The 14,402-nt window shown below is 51.1% G+C and carries 17 protein-coding genes; 7 read left to right on the top strand and 10 right to left on the bottom strand.

Translation table 11 applies throughout. The features are described from left to right. Positions 1-45 precede the first annotated feature (45 nt). Positions 46-303: an IreB family regulatory phosphoprotein gene (locus tag H8S44_RS10145; RefSeq protein WP_186873575.1), complete on the bottom strand. Its 258-nt coding sequence runs from the start codon at positions 301-303 to the stop codon at positions 46-48. A gap of 64 nt (positions 304-367) precedes the next feature. Next, positions 368-1,672, bottom strand: coding sequence for a tRNA (N(6)-L-threonylcarbamoyladenosine(37)-C(2))-methylthiotransferase MtaB (mtaB, locus tag H8S44_RS10150; RefSeq protein ID WP_186873667.1), 1,305 nt, complete (start codon positions 1,670-1,672; stop codon positions 368-370). A gap of 114 nt (positions 1,673-1,786) precedes the next feature. Here mtaB and H8S44_RS10155 point away from each other — a divergent pair, with 114 nt between their 5' ends. Next, positions 1,787-2,023, top strand: coding sequence for an HPr family phosphocarrier protein (locus H8S44_RS10155; RefSeq protein ID WP_186873576.1), 237 nt, complete (start codon positions 1,787-1,789; stop codon positions 2,021-2,023). A 169-nt stretch (positions 2,024-2,192) separates the two neighbouring features. Here the strand turns inward: H8S44_RS10155 and H8S44_RS10160 are convergent, their stop codons facing one another. Further along, positions 2,193-2,849 (bottom strand): cell wall hydrolase, encoded by a 657-nt coding sequence (locus tag H8S44_RS10160; protein WP_186873577.1) that lies wholly within the window; start codon positions 2,847-2,849, stop codon positions 2,193-2,195. 202 nt (positions 2,850-3,051) lie between these two features. Between H8S44_RS10160 and H8S44_RS10165 the strand changes: the two genes are divergently transcribed. Then, on the top strand, positions 3,052-3,561 hold the full coding sequence (locus H8S44_RS10165) for a DUF6512 family protein (RefSeq protein ID WP_186873578.1): 510 nt from the start codon (positions 3,052-3,054) through the stop codon (positions 3,559-3,561). Positions 3,562-3,697: 136 nt separating this feature from the next. On the opposite strand, the gene leuD is transcribed toward H8S44_RS10165, so the two are convergent. Then, positions 3,698-4,183 carry a 3-isopropylmalate dehydratase small subunit gene (leuD, locus tag H8S44_RS10170; RefSeq protein ID WP_186873579.1) on the bottom strand — a complete coding sequence of 162 codons (486 nt, stop codon included), beginning with the start codon at positions 4,181-4,183 and terminating at the stop codon, positions 3,698-3,700. Positions 4,184-4,195: 12 nt separating this feature from the next. Continuing rightward, positions 4,196-5,464 (bottom strand): 3-isopropylmalate dehydratase large subunit, encoded by a 1,269-nt coding sequence (gene leuC / locus H8S44_RS10175; protein ID WP_186873580.1) that lies wholly within the window; start codon positions 5,462-5,464, stop codon positions 4,196-4,198. A 210-nt stretch (positions 5,465-5,674) separates the two neighbouring features. On the opposite strand from leuC, the gene H8S44_RS10180 reads away from it, so the two are divergent. After that, complete coding sequence (locus tag H8S44_RS10180) at positions 5,675-6,562, top strand: LysR family transcriptional regulator (RefSeq protein ID WP_186873581.1); 888 nt, start codon at positions 5,675-5,677, stop codon at positions 6,560-6,562. Positions 6,563-6,679: 117 nt separating this feature from the next. Here the strand turns inward: H8S44_RS10180 and glmS are convergent, their stop codons facing one another. Further along, positions 6,680-8,518, bottom strand: coding sequence for a glutamine--fructose-6-phosphate transaminase (isomerizing) (gene glmS / locus H8S44_RS10185; protein WP_186873582.1), 1,839 nt, complete (start codon positions 8,516-8,518; stop codon positions 6,680-6,682). A gap of 300 nt (positions 8,519-8,818) precedes the next feature. Here glmS and H8S44_RS10190 point away from each other — a divergent pair, with 300 nt between their 5' ends. Then, positions 8,819-9,586, top strand: coding sequence for an AzlC family ABC transporter permease (locus H8S44_RS10190; protein ID WP_186873583.1), 768 nt, complete (start codon positions 8,819-8,821; stop codon positions 9,584-9,586). Beyond that, positions 9,583-9,888 carry an AzlD domain-containing protein gene (locus tag H8S44_RS10195; protein ID WP_186873584.1) on the top strand — a complete coding sequence of 102 codons (306 nt, stop codon included), beginning with the start codon at positions 9,583-9,585 and terminating at the stop codon, positions 9,886-9,888. The genes H8S44_RS10190 and H8S44_RS10195 overlap by 4 nt, the downstream gene beginning before the upstream one ends. A 156-nt stretch (positions 9,889-10,044) precedes the next feature. Here the strand turns inward: H8S44_RS10195 and H8S44_RS10200 are convergent, their stop codons facing one another. The 4 genes from H8S44_RS10200 to trxA form a co-directional block, all read right to left on the bottom strand. Beyond that, positions 10,045-10,968, bottom strand: a complete 924-nt coding sequence (locus H8S44_RS10200) for a methylenetetrahydrofolate reductase (protein WP_186873585.1) — start codon at positions 10,966-10,968, stop codon at positions 10,045-10,047. Continuing rightward, positions 10,968-11,618 (bottom strand): methylenetetrahydrofolate reductase C-terminal domain-containing protein, encoded by a 651-nt coding sequence (locus tag H8S44_RS10205; protein WP_186873586.1) that lies wholly within the window; start codon positions 11,616-11,618, stop codon positions 10,968-10,970. The genes H8S44_RS10200 and H8S44_RS10205 overlap by 1 nt, the downstream gene beginning before the upstream one ends. Positions 11,619-11,904: 286 nt before the next feature. Further along, entirely contained in the window at positions 11,905-12,774 is an 870-nt protein-coding gene (locus H8S44_RS10210) for an NAD(P)/FAD-dependent oxidoreductase (protein WP_186873587.1), read from the bottom strand. Between the two features lies 1 nt (position 12,775). Next, positions 12,776-13,087 carry a thioredoxin gene (gene trxA, locus H8S44_RS10215; protein ID WP_186873588.1) on the bottom strand — a complete coding sequence of 104 codons (312 nt, stop codon included), beginning with the start codon at positions 13,085-13,087 and terminating at the stop codon, positions 12,776-12,778. Between the two features lie 327 nt (positions 13,088-13,414). Here trxA and H8S44_RS10220 point away from each other — a divergent pair, with 327 nt between their 5' ends. Next, positions 13,415-13,699 carry an autorepressor SdpR family transcription factor gene (locus H8S44_RS10220; RefSeq protein ID WP_186873589.1) on the top strand — a complete coding sequence of 95 codons (285 nt, stop codon included), beginning with the start codon at positions 13,415-13,417 and terminating at the stop codon, positions 13,697-13,699. After that, positions 13,696-14,346, top strand: coding sequence for an SdpI family protein (locus tag H8S44_RS10225; RefSeq protein ID WP_186873590.1), 651 nt, complete (start codon positions 13,696-13,698; stop codon positions 14,344-14,346). The genes H8S44_RS10220 and H8S44_RS10225 overlap by 4 nt, the downstream gene beginning before the upstream one ends. Positions 14,347-14,402: the final 56 nt, after the last annotated feature.

Here is a 14,402-nt window from a genome sequence, read left to right on the forward strand (position 1 = left end):
TCCTGTCTTCCGGTTCCTTTTGTACCGTTCATTTTCTGAACCGAACTAGAGCTTCGCCTCGATATAGACCTTCAGAAGCTCCTCCACCAGTTCATCCCGCTCCACCTTCATAATCAGGCTGCGGGCATTGTTATGACTCGTAATATAGGTAGGATCTCCGGACATAATATAACCCACGATCTGATTCACCGGATTATACCCTTTTTCCGTCATAGCCTGATACACCTGCTGGAGTATATCCCCCACCCGGTTCTCTGACTCTGACAATACTTTGAAATTCTGTGTGCTATCCAATCTGCTCATTCTCTATCACGCTCCTGACACCACTACAAACTATTGTACTCTATCTTTCACAAAAATACAAGCCCTAGATCCTTTTTGCCAGGCAAAGGCGTTCCTCCAGAGTATCCCCAATCACCGCCGGAATAATCTGATTGGTCAGGTCTTCTTCTTCCTGAACCGCCGCCCGGATATATTCCTTTGTATGGCCTACCTGGTATTCCACACCCGCTACGGTGATCTTTTCCTCAATGAGGATCTCCACCTGCTGCCCCTTTAACTCCTCCATATACTGTCTGGAATGGGCGCTGTCCAGAGCCAGAAGCACGTGGCTGCGCTCGGTTTTCACCTGCTCCGGGATCTGATGCTCCATGACTGCCGCCCGGGTTCCCTTTCTTCTGGAATATTTGAAAATATGGGTTTCAAACAGATGAATCCGCTTCAGAAACTCCACGGTCTCGGCGAACTCCTCCTCCGACTCTCCCGGGAAGCCAACAATCACGTCCGTGGTAAGAGCCGGATGGTCAAACTTTTCCCGGAGAAGCTCGCAGCTCTTCGCGTATTCCTCTGCGGTATAGCGTCGGTTCATTCTTTTCAGCGTCGCGTCGCAGCCGCTCTGGAGAGAAAGATGAAAATGAGGACAAAACTTTTTCATCTTTGCCAGGGTATTAGCAAACTCCTCCGTGATAATCCGGGGTTCCAGGGAACCTAGCCGAATCCGATCGATACCCTCAATTTCATTGACCCGTTGAATCAGGGTCAGAAGGCTCTCCCCCTCCAGATCTACGCCGTAGGAGCTCAGGTGAATACCGGTAAGCACCACCTCCCGGTAGCCCGACGCCGCCAGTTCCCGGATTTCCTTACATACATCCTCGCTGTCCCGGCTCCGCACCCGCCCTCTGGCGTAGGGAATCACGCAGTAGCTGCAGAACTGATTGCAACCGTCCTGAACCTTCACATAAGCGCGGGTATGCTCCGCCGTCTTAGTGACCGTCATATTCTCATACTCTTTGGTATGGTTGATATCGATGACTGCGTCCTCGTCCACGCCTGCTTCGTAGGCCTGCAAAATAGCCAGCAGATCTTTTTTCCGGTTATTTCCGATGAGCAGATCCACAGCCGCGTCCTCCCGAAGTTCGGCCTCCGCCGTCTGCACATAACAGCCCACCGCCACCACCAGGGCCTCCGGATTCTGCTTTTTCGCCCGATGCAGCATTTGCCGGGACTTTCGATCCGCAATGTTCGTCACGGAACAGGTATTTACAATATAGATGTCGGCCTGTTCCTCGAAGGGCACGATCTCATAGCCCGCCTGCTCCAGCAGCTGCTGCATACCCTCGGTCTCATAGGCATTGACTTTACATCCCAGATTATGTAATGCAACCTTTTTCATTTCTGATTTCATTTTGGAACCTCTTTCCGAAAAATATATGGATTTGTCATTGACTTTTACCCACCCCCGTATTAAGATCTAGCTAAAGTAAGCTATTATCAGGAGGGTATTATCATGAAAACAGTCAAAATTTGTCTGAATTCTATCGAGAAAGTGAAATCTTTTGTAAATGATATTACAAAGTTCGATGTAGATTTTGATCTGGTATCCGGACGCTATGTCATCGACGCAAAGTCCATTATGGGAATCTTCAGCCTGGATCTTTCCAAGCCCATCGATTTAAGCATCCATGCGGATGAAGAGCTGGATTCCATCCTGAACGTACTGCAGCCGTATCTCATCGAAGAGTAGTTTCACTCTGCATAAACATCTTTAAAATGAAAAGCTGCCCAGTGATGCCGGGCAGCTTTTCATTTTATCTTCTCATAATTCTTCCGCCTTTATGCAACTACTTTCAGTATACAGATTTGCGGCATATTTTTCAATTCTTTTTTCTGAATTAGAATCTGCCTCATCAAAATTACAGATAAAATTCATGATCGTGATAGGCCCGCACCAGGGTCAGATTCTCCCGGAACCAGCTCAGGGCACCGGCGTCCGCCAGGGACGGATTCACAAAATACAGGGCTCCACCGGACACGTCTTCCCCTGCCAGTGCCCGCTCCACAGCGATCCGGGTAGTGTCAGACACGATAACTCTCTCTATCTTGCCGCTTCCCACCGGGGAAAACTGGGCTCTTCCATCACGGGTCTGATAGACCACTGCCTGAATGGTGTCGGGAAAGGCTTCAGCCCGGACCCGGTTCAGCACCACATTGGCCACCAGAAGTCTCCCTGTCTCGTCCTCGCCGGAGGCTTCCGCCTCCACGATACGGAGGAGGGCATCATAGTCCTCCGGGGAGAGTCCGGCCGTTTCTTCCGCCTGGATTTCTGCTTCTATTTTCGTTTCTATCTCTATCTCCACTTCGTTTTCGGCTCCGATAGCCTGCGCTGCCAGCTTCAGGGCTCTTCCGCCCGCCGCCGGACAGACCGCCCCCACAGAGCTCTGTTTCGTATCTTCAAAAAGAACTTCGCTTTCGTAAGAGATTTTTGCTTCCACATCCTTTGTATCGGCCGACACCATCAGAAGCATGCCTGCCAATCCCAGCACGATTGCACTATCTCTCAGCCTGTTCATAGCCTTTATTATAAAAATGTTTTATCGGCGCGTCAACCCGTCTGTCACAATTTTGTAACATTTTTTGTATTTTCTTTCCTTTTTTATCCTTTTTCTGAATAATTCCTGTGAAAGAAACCAAAAATAATTTTGTCAGGACAGACATTTTAGATCCTTTTCCATTCTACACTAAAACAAAACTCTCTCTGTAAGGAGTATTTTTATGAAAATCCGTGAACGTTTGAATCTGGCTGCCGGAATTCTGTTTACCCTGATTCTCGGCACCCTGCTTCATTTTACCTACCATTGGAGCGGTGAAAACCCCTTCGTCGCCCTCTTCTCCCCGGTCAATGAATCAGTCTGGGAGCATCTGAAGCTTTTGTTTTTTCCGGTGCTGCTTTACACATTTTTTGAAATCATCGTCCTTTACAAAGGCTCCGGGCATTTTCTCACCTCCCGTCTTCTGGCCGTCTGCATGGGGATGTTTTTTATCGTCTCTTCTTTTTTTACTTATACCGGACTGTTTGGACAGGACTTTTTCGTTCTCGACATCCTGATTTTTGTATTCAGCGTCCTGCTGACCTTCCTCCTGTCCCGGTATCTGGAGGTACGCTGGCCCGGACTGACTCTGCCACTGCTCGCAGGCTACGCTCTGCTGATTCTGCTGGTGATCTGCTTCTTTTCCTTCAGCTTCTCGCCGCCGGAGCTGCCGCTGTTCACGCCGCCCGCGTAATCCATCTGAAGCAATTGCCTCTCGCCCGGCCTGCCGTGTCAAAATCTATTCCGACCATTCCTCATTATGTGCAATCAAAAACTCCTGCCGGGCCTTTTCTGCCTGACAGGAGCTTTCCATTTCGTTTACTAATTTATTATTTCTGATTGATGTAGTTGATCAATCCCTCTGCCTTAATGATTTTCTGCATAAATTCCGGGAAGGCCTGGCCCTGGTACTGCTTACCGCTGGTCCGGTTATAAATGATACCGCTGTCGAAGTCCACTTCCACCTCGTCGCCATCCTGAATATCCTTCGCTGCTTCCGGACACTCAATGATGGGCAATCCGATATTGATGGCATTGCGATAGAAGATCCGCGCGAAAGTCTCCGCAATCACGCAGGAGATACCGGACACCTTGATAACCAACGGCGCGTGCTCACGGGAGGAGCCACAGCCGAAGTTCTTGCCTGCCACCATGATATTGCCGGGCTGTACCTTCTTCACAAAATCCCTGTCGATATCCTCCATACAATGCTCCGCCAGCTCTTTGGGATCCGCGATGGCCAGATATCTGGCTGGAATGATTACGTCTGTATCTACATTGTCTCCGTATTTGAATACTCTTCCTTTTGCCTGCATCTTCTCTTCCTCCTATAATCCAAGCTCTGCCGGCGCGCTGATGCGGCCGGTCACGGCACTGGCTGCGGCTACCGCCGGGCTTGCCAGGTAAACCTCGGACTCCACATGGCCCATACGTCCTACAAAGTTCCGGTTGGTGGTGGATACACAGCGCTCACCTGCCGCCAGGATTCCCATGTATCCGCCCAGGCAGGGTCCGCAGGTGGGTGTGCTGACTACCGCTCCCGCCTCGATGAAGATCTTTAAGAGTCCTTCATCCATGGCGTCCATATAAATCTTCTGGGTTCCCGGAATCACGATGCAGCGAAGGCCCTTCTTCACCTTGCGGCCTTTCAGGATCTCAGCCGCTGCCCGCAGATCGTCCATACGGCCATTGGTGCAGGAACCGATGACTACCTGATCGATCTCCACTGGCTCGGTGATCTCATCGATGGTCCTTGTATTCTCCGGCAGATGCGGGAAGGATACGGTGGACTTTAAGGTACTCAGATCGATGGTGTACTCCTCGTCATACTCTGCGTCCGGGTCTGCCTCGTAAATCTTATATTCTCTCTCAGAATGCTCCTTCATATAGGCAATGGCCTTCTCGTCCACCGGGAAGATGCCGTTTTTTCCGCCTGCCTCGATGGCCATGTTGGCAATGGTGAACCGGTCGTCCATGGACAGGTTCCGGATCCCATCGCCCACAAATTCCATGGACTTATAAAGGGCTCCATCCACGCCGATCATGCCGATGATATGAAGGATTACGTCCTTACCGCTGACCCATTTGGAGGGCTTGCCTACGATATTGAACTTCATGGCAGACGGTACCTTGAACCATGCTTTTCCGGTGGCCATGCCTGCTGCCATATCGGTGCTTCCCACGCCGGTGGAAAATGCGCCCAGAGCTCCGTAGGTACAGGTATGGGAATCCGCACCGATGATACAGTCTCCGGCTACAGTCAGCCCCTTTTCCGGAAGCAACGCATGCTCGATACCCATCTCTCCCACATCAAAGTAGTTGGTTACATCCTGACGACAGGCGAATTCACGGACGCATTTGCAGTTCTCCGCAGACTTAATATCCTTATTCGGGATAAAATGGTCCATAACCAGGGCGATCTTATCCTTGTTGAATACATCCTGCTTATTCAGCTTCTGCATCTCGCGGATGGCCACCGGTGTGGTAATATCATTTCCCAGAACCAGATCCAGATCGGCCTCGATGAGCTGTCCCGCCTTCACCTCGGGAAGGCCTGCGTGGGCCGCCAGGATCTTCTGTGTCATTGTCATTCCCATGATTTTATTCTCCTTTTATCTATAGTTTCTTGTCTTTATTTTCAACTTCTTGTATTCTAGCATATTTATTGATATAATTAAAATACATATTAATAATACTTGTTATAACTTTAAATTATATTTCTAAATTTTTACCAACACCACCGTGATTTCTGACAGAATTCCTTGCATTGTCAGGCTTTTCACTTTTTTACAGAAAGGATTTTAACGATGAACCAGAATTTGTCCCTCTACCGTATCTTCTACACCGTGGCCCTGACCGGCAATATTTCCCACGCTGCCGACGAGCTCTTTATCAGCCAGCCTGCGGTCAGCAAGTCCATCCGGAAGCTGGAGCATTCCATGAACACGGCGCTGTTTACCCGTTCTTCCCGGGGAGTTCAGCTGACTGAGGACGGAGAACTGCTTTTTTCCCATGTAAAATCAGCCTTCCAGACTCTGGAGAATGCAGAAAACCAGCTGCGTCTCCGTCGGGAACTGGGCATGGGGCAGCTTCGCATCGGAGTCAGTTCCACCCTATGCAAGTATGTGCTGCTGCCACGGCTTAAGGACTTTATCAAGGCCCATCCGCACCTGCGGGTCACCATTTCCTGTCAGGCAACCAATCAAACGCTCCAGATGCTGGAAAACGGGGAACTGGATCTGGGGCTCACCGGGCGGCCGGAGGATGCGGGAACGCTTCTTTTCTCACCGGTTATGGAAATTCAGGATACTTTTGTGACCACCCGGGATTATCTTGATAACCTGGCACGTCAGCTGGGGCAGTCTTTTCCGGAAAAGCTGACGGCGGAGGATTCAGTTTCTTTCATTAAAAATGGCGTTCTGATGCTGCTGGACCGGGAAAATCTGACCCGTCAGTATCTGGACGCTCATATGAAAGAGTATACGCTTTTTCCCGAAAATGTGCTGGAAACTACGTCGATGGATTTGCTCATCGATTTTGCCAGAGTAGGTCTCGGCATCGCCGGGGTGATCCGCCAGTTTGTGCAGACGGATCTGCAAAACGGTTCCCTCATCGAGCTGCCATTGCCCTTCCCCATCGCTCCCCGGGAGATCGGGTTTCTCTGTCGGGAAGATGCGGAATACCGGAAGCTCTAAGCAGTGTACGGACAGGAGAAACGGCCCTCCCCCTCCGGAAAATTTGCGTGTTTCGAAGGGGAGGGCCGTTTCTCCTGTCCCGGGATCTAGTTTACTGTTTAACTTCTCTGCATCAGATTATTCTACAGTTACACTCTTAGCCAGGTTTCTCGGCTTATCTACGTCCAGGCCTCTGGCTACGGATACATAGTAACCCATAAGCTGGAGGGGTACTACTGCCAGGGATGCGGCGAAGTGCTCATCAGTCTTCGGAATGTAGATGACAAAGTCGGCGGTGTCCTCAATGCTGTAGTGACCGTAGGTGGTCAGGCCCATCAGGTAGGCACCGCGGCTCTTGCATTCCACCAGGTTGCTGACAGTCTTCTCATAGAGGCTGCTCTGGGTCAGGATACCTACCACCAGGGTGCCGTCCTCGATAAGGCTGATGGTGCCGTGCTTCAGCTCTCCTGCAGCGTAGGCCTCGGAGTGGATGTAGCTAATCTCCTTTAACTTCAGGCTGCCCTCCATGGAAATCGCATAATCAATCCCCCGGCCAATAAAGAAAACATCGTGGGCTGCCGCCTGCTTGGCTGCGAACCACTGGATACGCTCTTTGTCCTGAAGAATACGTTCGATCTTCTCCGGAAGCGCCAGCAGTTCCTCGGTCAACTCCCGGTAATGGTTCTCATCAATGGTTCCCCGTACCTTCGCGAACTGGACGCCCAGCACGTCGCAGGCGATGAGCTGGGTGCTGTAGGCCTTGGTGGTGGCTACGGCGATCTCCGGGCCTGCCAGGGTGTAAAATACATGATCGGCTTCTCTTGCAATAGAAGATCCCACCACATTGACCACAGCCAAAGTCTGGATTCCCATGCTCTTGGCCTTCCTAAGAGCTGCCAGACTATCCGCGGTCTCTCCGGACTGGCTGATGACCACCACCAGGCCCTTTTCATCCAGAATCATTTTCCGGTAACGGAACTCTGAGGCCAGCTCCACCCGCACGGGAATCTGAGCCAGATCCTCGATGGCATACTGGGCGGACATGGCCGCGTGGTAGGCGGATCCGCAGGCTACCAGATAAAGCTGGCTGATATTCCGGATGGTCTCGTCGGAAAGTCCCATCTCCGACAGGTCGATGACGCCGTCGTGAATGACAGAATTCAGGGTATCCTTTACTGCTCTGGGCTGCTCATGGATCTCTTTGATCATAAAATGCTCAAAGCCTGCTTTCTCTGCTGCTTCCGCGTCCCAGGTAATCTCCACGGGCTCCTTCTGGATCTCGTCGCCGTCCAGGTTATAGAAGGTGATGGCTCCCTTCTGGAGACGGCCAATCTCCATATTGCCGATATAATATACATTTCTGGTGTATTTCAGAATCGCAGGTACATCGGAGGCCACATAGCACTCGCCGTCTGCCATTCCCAGAATCATGGGGCTGTCTTTCCGGGCCACATAGATCTCCTCAGGGTAGTCATGGAACATAACTGCCAGGGCATAGGAACCGCGGATCCGCACCATGGCATGATTGATGGCGTCCACGGGCGTTCCCAGATACTTCTTATAATAGTAGTCCACCAGTTTGATGGCCACCTCTGTGTCGGTCTCAGAATAGAACTGATAGCCCTTCCGCAGCAGCTTATCCTTCAGTTCCTGATAGTTTTCGATGATGCCGTTGTGAACGCCTACCACATTTCCGTCGTCGCTGCAGTGGGGATGGGCGTTGGTCTCGGATGGCTCTCCGTGGGTGGCCCAACGGGTATGGCCGATGCCGCAGTCTCCCGCCAGGGCCTGGCCGCCATTGGTCTTCTCCGCCAGAACCTTCAGTCTTCCTTTGGCTTTTACTACTTCTATCTTTCCATCGCCGTCCCGTACCGCCAGTCCGGCCGAATCATATCCTCTGTACTCCAGCTTCGCCAAGCCTGCCAGAAGTATGGGTGCTGCCTGCTGGTTTCCCACAAATCCTACGATTCCACACATATCTATTTTCCTCCTGTGTTTGCATTTCGTTTTCTATATACTATCAGAAAATGTTTCTGTTGAAAAGTACAAACACAAAATTCGATTAAAAAGTGTAAATTTGTATTTTTTATTAATATTATAACTAAAAAGTACAACTTTAGCATTTATCTTTAATAAAAAGTGCAAGTCCGAAGACAGCGAAGGACATGGTATCCCAGTTTTTCTTATGGTTTTCTCATGGTTTTATTATAATCATTCATTTTACTTATGCAAATAAAACTGCTACAATAAAACCAGTAAAAAAGGGAGGAACTACTTATGAACGAAAGCAAAGCCCAGGGCTTCCGCCTGGGAATGCGGGACGGCATCCCCATCGGCCTCGGCTACCTGGCTGTGGCATTTTCCCTCGGCATCACCGCGCGGAACGCGGGACTCAATGCCTTTCAGGGATTTCTGATCAGTATTTTAAATAACGCGTCAGCAGGTGAATACGCCGGCATCACTGTCATCGCCGCCAATGCCGCTTATGCGGAAATCGCCATTGTCACTCTGATTACCAACGCCCGTTATCTTCTGATGAGCTGCGCCATGAGTCAGCGGCTGGAACCCGGGCTTTCTCTGGGACACCGGCTTTTGATGGGCTTCGATATTACCGACGAACTCTTCGGCATCGCCATTGCCCGCCCCGGATATCTGAATCCTTATTACACCTACGGTGCCATGCTCATGGCCATGCCCGGCTGGTCCATCGGCACGTCCCTTGGCATCATCGCAGGCAACATTTTACCGGAACGTGTGGTCAGCGCCTTAAGCGTGGCCCTCTTCGGCATGTTCCTGGCTGTGATCATTCCGCCCGCCCGGAAAAATAAGGTGGTGGCTGTTCTGGTGGCTCTATCCTTTGCCGCCAGCTTCGCCTTCTCGGTTCTGCCTCTGGTCAGTACCCTGTCGGACGGCACCCGTACTATCATTCTGACCGTTGTGATTTCTGCCGGAGCCGCGCTTTTGTTCCCGGTTCCCCGGGAGAAGCCTGCCGCCAAATCCGATTTCACAGAATCCGACGCTGAGAAAGGAGCTTCCCACTCATGACCCACAATATTTATATCTACATTCTGATCATGGCCGCCGTATCCTACGCCATCCGCGTGCTGCCCCTGACCCTGATTCGAAAACCGCTGGAAAATCAGTTTCTCCAGTCCTTTCTCTACTATGTACCCTACGTGACCCTGGCCGTCATGACCTTCCCGGCCATCATCCACGCCACCCAGTCTCCGATAGCAGGAGCTCTGGCTCTCATCATCGGCATTGCCGCCGCCTGGATGGGCGCAGGCCTGCTGCCTGTGGCAGTCATCTGCTGCGCGGTGGTTTTTGTGGCGGAATTCTTTTTGTAAGTTATCTTTTTTCATCTGCCACTGCGCCGGGTGCGCATCTTTGCAACCTCTGCTTGCTTTTGTGGAATAGGAAAAAAAGTGTACAGGACGGTTCCAATCGTCCTGTACACTCTGTAACATTACCTTCTCTTTTTCCCTTAAATCTTATCCGTCTGCTTACTCGATGGTGATTCCGGCCTTTTCCAGAATCTTCGGCACATTCTTCTCTGCGCCGATAGCCATGATATGTACACCGTCGCAGATGCCTTCGTCCTTGATCTTCGCGATCATCTCGGCAGCCATCTCGATACCGAGCTGTGTGGGCAGTCCCTTGACTCCCTTCTCCTTGCCCTCTGCTGCCGCAGCGGAGAGACGGTCGATCATATCCTGGGGTACTGCAATACCCGGTACGTTCTCATTCATGTACTTGGCCATACCTGCCGCCTTCAGCGGGATGATACCAGCCATGATGTGAGTATGGATATTTGCCTTATCCACCTCGTCCATGAAGCGCTTCAGCCCTTCGATATCGAAGATACCCTGGGTCTGAATATACCGGGCACCTGCGTCTACTTTCTGGCGCAGCTTATTGATCTGCAGAGGAAGCGGATCATACACCGGAGTTACTGCAGCTCCCTTGTAGAAAGTGGGCACATTATCCAGATCGTTACCGCCGCAGTCCTTGCCGGTGGCTTCCATATAGGTCAGCATGTGCAGGATACCTACAGAATCCAGATCGTATACAGGCTTGGACTCCTTGCAGTCGCCTACGGTCGGATGGTCTCCGGTCAGTGCCAGCATGGTGTCAATACCGAATGCTGCTGCGGAAAGCATGTCTCCCATGATACCCATGCGGCTTCTGTCACGTCCTGTAACCTGTACGATGGGCTCCAGGCCTGCTTCCTTCAGCTTGATACAAAGCCCAAGAGAAGAAGCCTTCAGACAGGCTGACTGCATATCGGTTACATTCACACCGTGTACTTTGCCTTTCAGAAGCTCTGCCACGGTCAGCTGCTCTGTAAAATCATATCCCTTCGGGGGAGCCATCTCAACGGTTACACCAAATTTACCGCCTTCCAGCGCTTTCTCTAACATTCCCATTATTTATTCCCCCTGATATTAATTGTTCTCGGATAAGATACCTTCGCGTATCCCTTGTCCGGTCTTCTCTTTGCCAGGAGATCCAGTCTTCCCAGAGACTCCAGACGCTTGTAAATCATAATCCATGCACAGTCGTTATCCGGATTCACCTCGCACTTGCCGTTCTTCTGGCCGCCGCAGGGGCCGTTTACCAGGGACTTGGCACAGCGGGAAATGGGGCAGATGCCGCCGGTGGTTCCCAGCACGCAGTCACCGCACAGATGACAGGCTTCCTCAAAGAGACCGAAACGAACGGCCTCGCCCAGGAACATGGTATTGTTGGACGGATAAACCGGTGCGGACGGGCTGTTGGCTGCCGCCACCTGTACGCCGTCACCGCAGGACATACAGACTACAGCGTCCGGGCCTGCTGCGTTCAGCTTCTTCATGGCTGTCTTCACGCCCAGATTCATACAGCAGTAATCTGCCATGTTCGTCGCTACTACGGTTTTTCCTTTTGACTCCAGATACGCTTTCAGTTCTGCTACTTCTTTCTCACCGCCGGTCGCACATGCGGTAGCGCAGCTTCCACAACCCAGAATCGCAATTTTCTGCGCGTCTCCGAGCATCGCCATCAATTCGTCGATGGGCTTTTTCTGTGTGATAATCATGATATCCTCTCCTTAAATTTCGGGTGTCTGTCCCCGGGAGGCTTTCCTTTTTGAAAGTCACTTCTGCCCGAAGAACCTATTACTATTTTAATACTTTTTGTATAAAAATCAAGTTTTATTTTAAATTTTCTAACACAAATCATCATATTTTTAACATACTAATTTCATATTGTAACATTTTATAACATTTCACACTTTCATGTACATGTTGTTTCCTATAGAGCAAAGAAGCATTCCGGGGTCTATCCCCCCAGAATGCTTCCCAGTCAAGATTCGCTATAAAGTTTTAATTTTTCCGGGCGCGCACGAACTTTATCATGCTCATGGCGGCTTTCGCGCCCTCGCCCACGGCCTTGGAGATCTGCAGGAGCCCTCCTGTGCAGTCGCCTGCGGCGTACAGCCCCGGGACGTTGGTGGCCATATCTTCATCCACACGGATATTCCGGCCTTCGGTCATAGCTCCGATTTTCCGGGCCAGTTCGGCGCCTCCGGCGCTTCCCAGGGCCACAAAAAGGCCGTCCAGATCCAGTTTTCCCCCATCCTTGAAAGTGACGCCCTCCACCTGGCCTGTTCCGTCTACGGAGGCCAGCTTCTGCTCCAGAACCTGTACCTGCTCCGGCACACTGGTATTCAGGGGCTTTCCGTCGGTCAGAAGTACGGCTTCTCCCACCACGGGCAGCAGTTGAGACAGCTCATGAGCGGCGTAGTCCTCATTTCCCAGGACACCCACCTTCCGACCGCGGTAGAAGAACGCATCGCAAATAGCACAGTAGCTGACGCCTCTGCCCTCCAGTTCAGACAGGCCCGGAATCTTCGCGCTCTTTCTGGCGCTTCCTGTGGCCAGCAGCACTGCTTTGGCCTGATAAGTATCCTTCCGGCCCTCCAGGGTAAAGCCGCTGTTCCAGGAGACCTGAAAGATCTCATCCTCTGTGAGCTCCGCTCCCAGGCTTTTCACCTGCTTCTTGCTGTTTTCCACCAGCTCGCAGCCGGACACCGGCTCAGCCATACCGAAATAGTTTTCGATCCGATCTGCTTTCGTCAGCGCGCCGTCATCCTTACCGATGACCAGCGTTTTCAGGTTCGCCCGGCTGGTATAAAGAGCCGCCGAAAGTCCCGCCGGCCCGTTTCCCACAATAATCACATCGTATGCCTTCATCTTATACTCCCAGAAGCTGTTTTACCGCTTCCTTGGACTGAAGGCCCACTACGGTGGCTGCAGCCTGTCCGTTCTTGAACAGCATCAGGGTCGGGATGCTCATAACCCGGAACTTCTGGGCCAGTCCCATGTTCTCGTCCACATTCAGCTTGCCGAACTTCACGACCTGCACCTCTTCTGAAAGCTCATCAATGATCGGCCCCTGCATCTGACAGGGTCCGCACCATACTGCCCAGAAGTCCACCAGTACGGGAACCTCTGACTTCAGTACCTCTGTCTCAAAATTTGCTTCTGTAATCTCTATGACTGCCATATGCTCTACCTCCTGTTATCTGTGCCGGTCCGGAACTCTGGACCGGTTTGTGTTCTCTTACCGCTTTACTCTAACACATTCCCGGTTAAAAATCTACCATTTTCCAAATCCTCAGGGCTCCCCGTTCTAAATCACACGACTGTCTGTACCGTCCGTTTTATCTCCTTATATTATGATATTATGTCCTTAAACGTCAAAAAACAATCGCGCATTTTATTCTGCTTGACTTTCCTTTCATATTATGCTATCTTGCAATTAGACGTTTAGACATTCATCTAATCATCTAATCGTTCGGTTCAAACATAGAATAAGCGTAGTAGAAAGGGGATGGGTTCCATTTTAAACGATGCGTTCAAGGCTCTGTCGGATCCCACGAGACGACGGATTCTGGAGCTTCTGACAGAACGGGATATGACGGCCGGAGAGATCGCGGACTGCTTCGATATCTCCAAGCCTTCCATCAGCCATCATTTGAGCGTCCTGAAGGCCTCCGGGCTGGTGCTGGATGAACGGCGGGGACAGAATATCGTCTACAGTCTGAACATGACCGTATTTCAGGAACTTGTAAAATGGTTTTTTGATTTTTCTTCCAAAGGGGGAACAACAGAATGAAACTGACGAAAAAGGATTTGTTTTTTATCGGCCTGTCCGCAGTGTCTCTGGCGGCCCACGCCTGTCTGATGACAAAGATGCCGGACACCGTACCTACCAACTGGAGCTTTGACGGAACCGTCAACAGCTATTCCAGTAAATATACCACACTGCTCATAGCGGCCTTTCCACTTCTGATGATTTTTCTGATGAAGGTGATACCCCACATTGATCCGCGAAAAAAAAGCTATGCCCTCCACAAAAAGGCGTATGACATTTTCATTTATGTGCTGACCATCTTTCTGATCGCCTGCAACTGGGCCATGAACGCCGCCATTTTCGGACTGCCGGTCCGCATTGAACAGGTGATTCCCTGGGGTGTCGGGATTCTCTTTGTTGTAATTGGCAACTATATGCCTCAGCTGCGTCCCAACTATTTTATGGGCATCCGGACTCCCTGGGCCCTGGAGAATGAACATGTCTGGAAGAAGACCCATTCCATGGGCGGAATCGTATTCTGTCTCATGGGGCTTCTGTTGATCGCCGCAGGGTTCTTTTCATCCGAAATTATGATTGGCGTATTGACCTTCGGAATTCTGGGCGGATGTGTGTGGCTGTACGTGTACTCCTGGATGGTATACCGGAAGCTCATGCGGGACGGCCACTGATCAATATTCTGATAACAGAAGAAAACTCCCGGATCCATCTGGCTTACCGGGAGTTT

The organism is Anaerosacchariphilus hominis (genome assembly GCF_014290175.1).
In the GTDB taxonomy this organism is placed as follows: domain Bacteria; phylum Bacillota; class Clostridia; order Lachnospirales; family Lachnospiraceae; genus Laedolimicola; species Laedolimicola hominis.

Excerpts from the sequence above, each read along its gene's own strand:
- glmS (WP_186873582.1), bottom strand. The coding sequence starts at position 8,518 with ATGTGTGGAATCGTAGGATTTGTGGGAAACCAGCAGGCAGCACCCATA.
- leuD (WP_186873579.1), bottom strand. The coding sequence starts at position 4,183 with ATGCAGGCAAAAGGAAGAGTATTCAAATACGGAGACAATGTAGATACA.
- H8S44_RS10210 (WP_186873587.1), bottom strand. The coding sequence starts at position 12,774 with ATGAAGGCATACGATGTGATTATTGTGGGAAACGGGCCGGCGGGACTT.
- H8S44_RS10190 (WP_186873583.1), top strand. The coding sequence starts at position 8,819 with ATGAACGAAAGCAAAGCCCAGGGCTTCCGCCTGGGAATGCGGGACGGC.
- H8S44_RS10200 (WP_186873585.1), bottom strand. The coding sequence starts at position 10,968 with ATGGGAATGTTAGAGAAAGCGCTGGAAGGCGGTAAATTTGGTGTAACC.
- H8S44_RS10220 (WP_186873589.1), top strand. The coding sequence starts at position 13,415 with ATGGGTTCCATTTTAAACGATGCGTTCAAGGCTCTGTCGGATCCCACG.
- H8S44_RS10165 (WP_186873578.1), top strand. The coding sequence starts at position 3,052 with ATGAAAATCCGTGAACGTTTGAATCTGGCTGCCGGAATTCTGTTTACC.
- H8S44_RS10145 (WP_186873575.1), bottom strand. The coding sequence starts at position 303 with ATGAGCAGATTGGATAGCACACAGAATTTCAAAGTATTGTCAGAGTCA.
- trxA (WP_186873588.1), bottom strand. The coding sequence starts at position 13,087 with ATGGCAGTCATAGAGATTACAGAAGCAAATTTTGAGACAGAGGTACTG.
- mtaB (WP_186873667.1), bottom strand. The coding sequence starts at position 1,672 with ATGAAAAAGGTTGCATTACATAATCTGGGATGTAAAGTCAATGCCTAT.
- H8S44_RS10205 (WP_186873586.1), bottom strand. The coding sequence starts at position 11,618 with ATGATTATCACACAGAAAAAGCCCATCGACGAATTGATGGCGATGCTC.
- leuC (WP_186873580.1), bottom strand. The coding sequence starts at position 5,464 with ATGGGAATGACAATGACACAGAAGATCCTGGCGGCCCACGCAGGCCTT.
- H8S44_RS10155 (WP_186873576.1), top strand. The coding sequence starts at position 1,787 with ATGAAAACAGTCAAAATTTGTCTGAATTCTATCGAGAAAGTGAAATCT.
- H8S44_RS10195 (WP_186873584.1), top strand. The coding sequence starts at position 9,583 with ATGACCCACAATATTTATATCTACATTCTGATCATGGCCGCCGTATCC.
- H8S44_RS10180 (WP_186873581.1), top strand. The coding sequence starts at position 5,675 with ATGAACCAGAATTTGTCCCTCTACCGTATCTTCTACACCGTGGCCCTG.
- H8S44_RS10160 (WP_186873577.1), bottom strand. The coding sequence starts at position 2,849 with ATGAACAGGCTGAGAGATAGTGCAATCGTGCTGGGATTGGCAGGCATG.
- H8S44_RS10225 (WP_186873590.1), top strand. The coding sequence starts at position 13,696 with ATGAAACTGACGAAAAAGGATTTGTTTTTTATCGGCCTGTCCGCAGTG.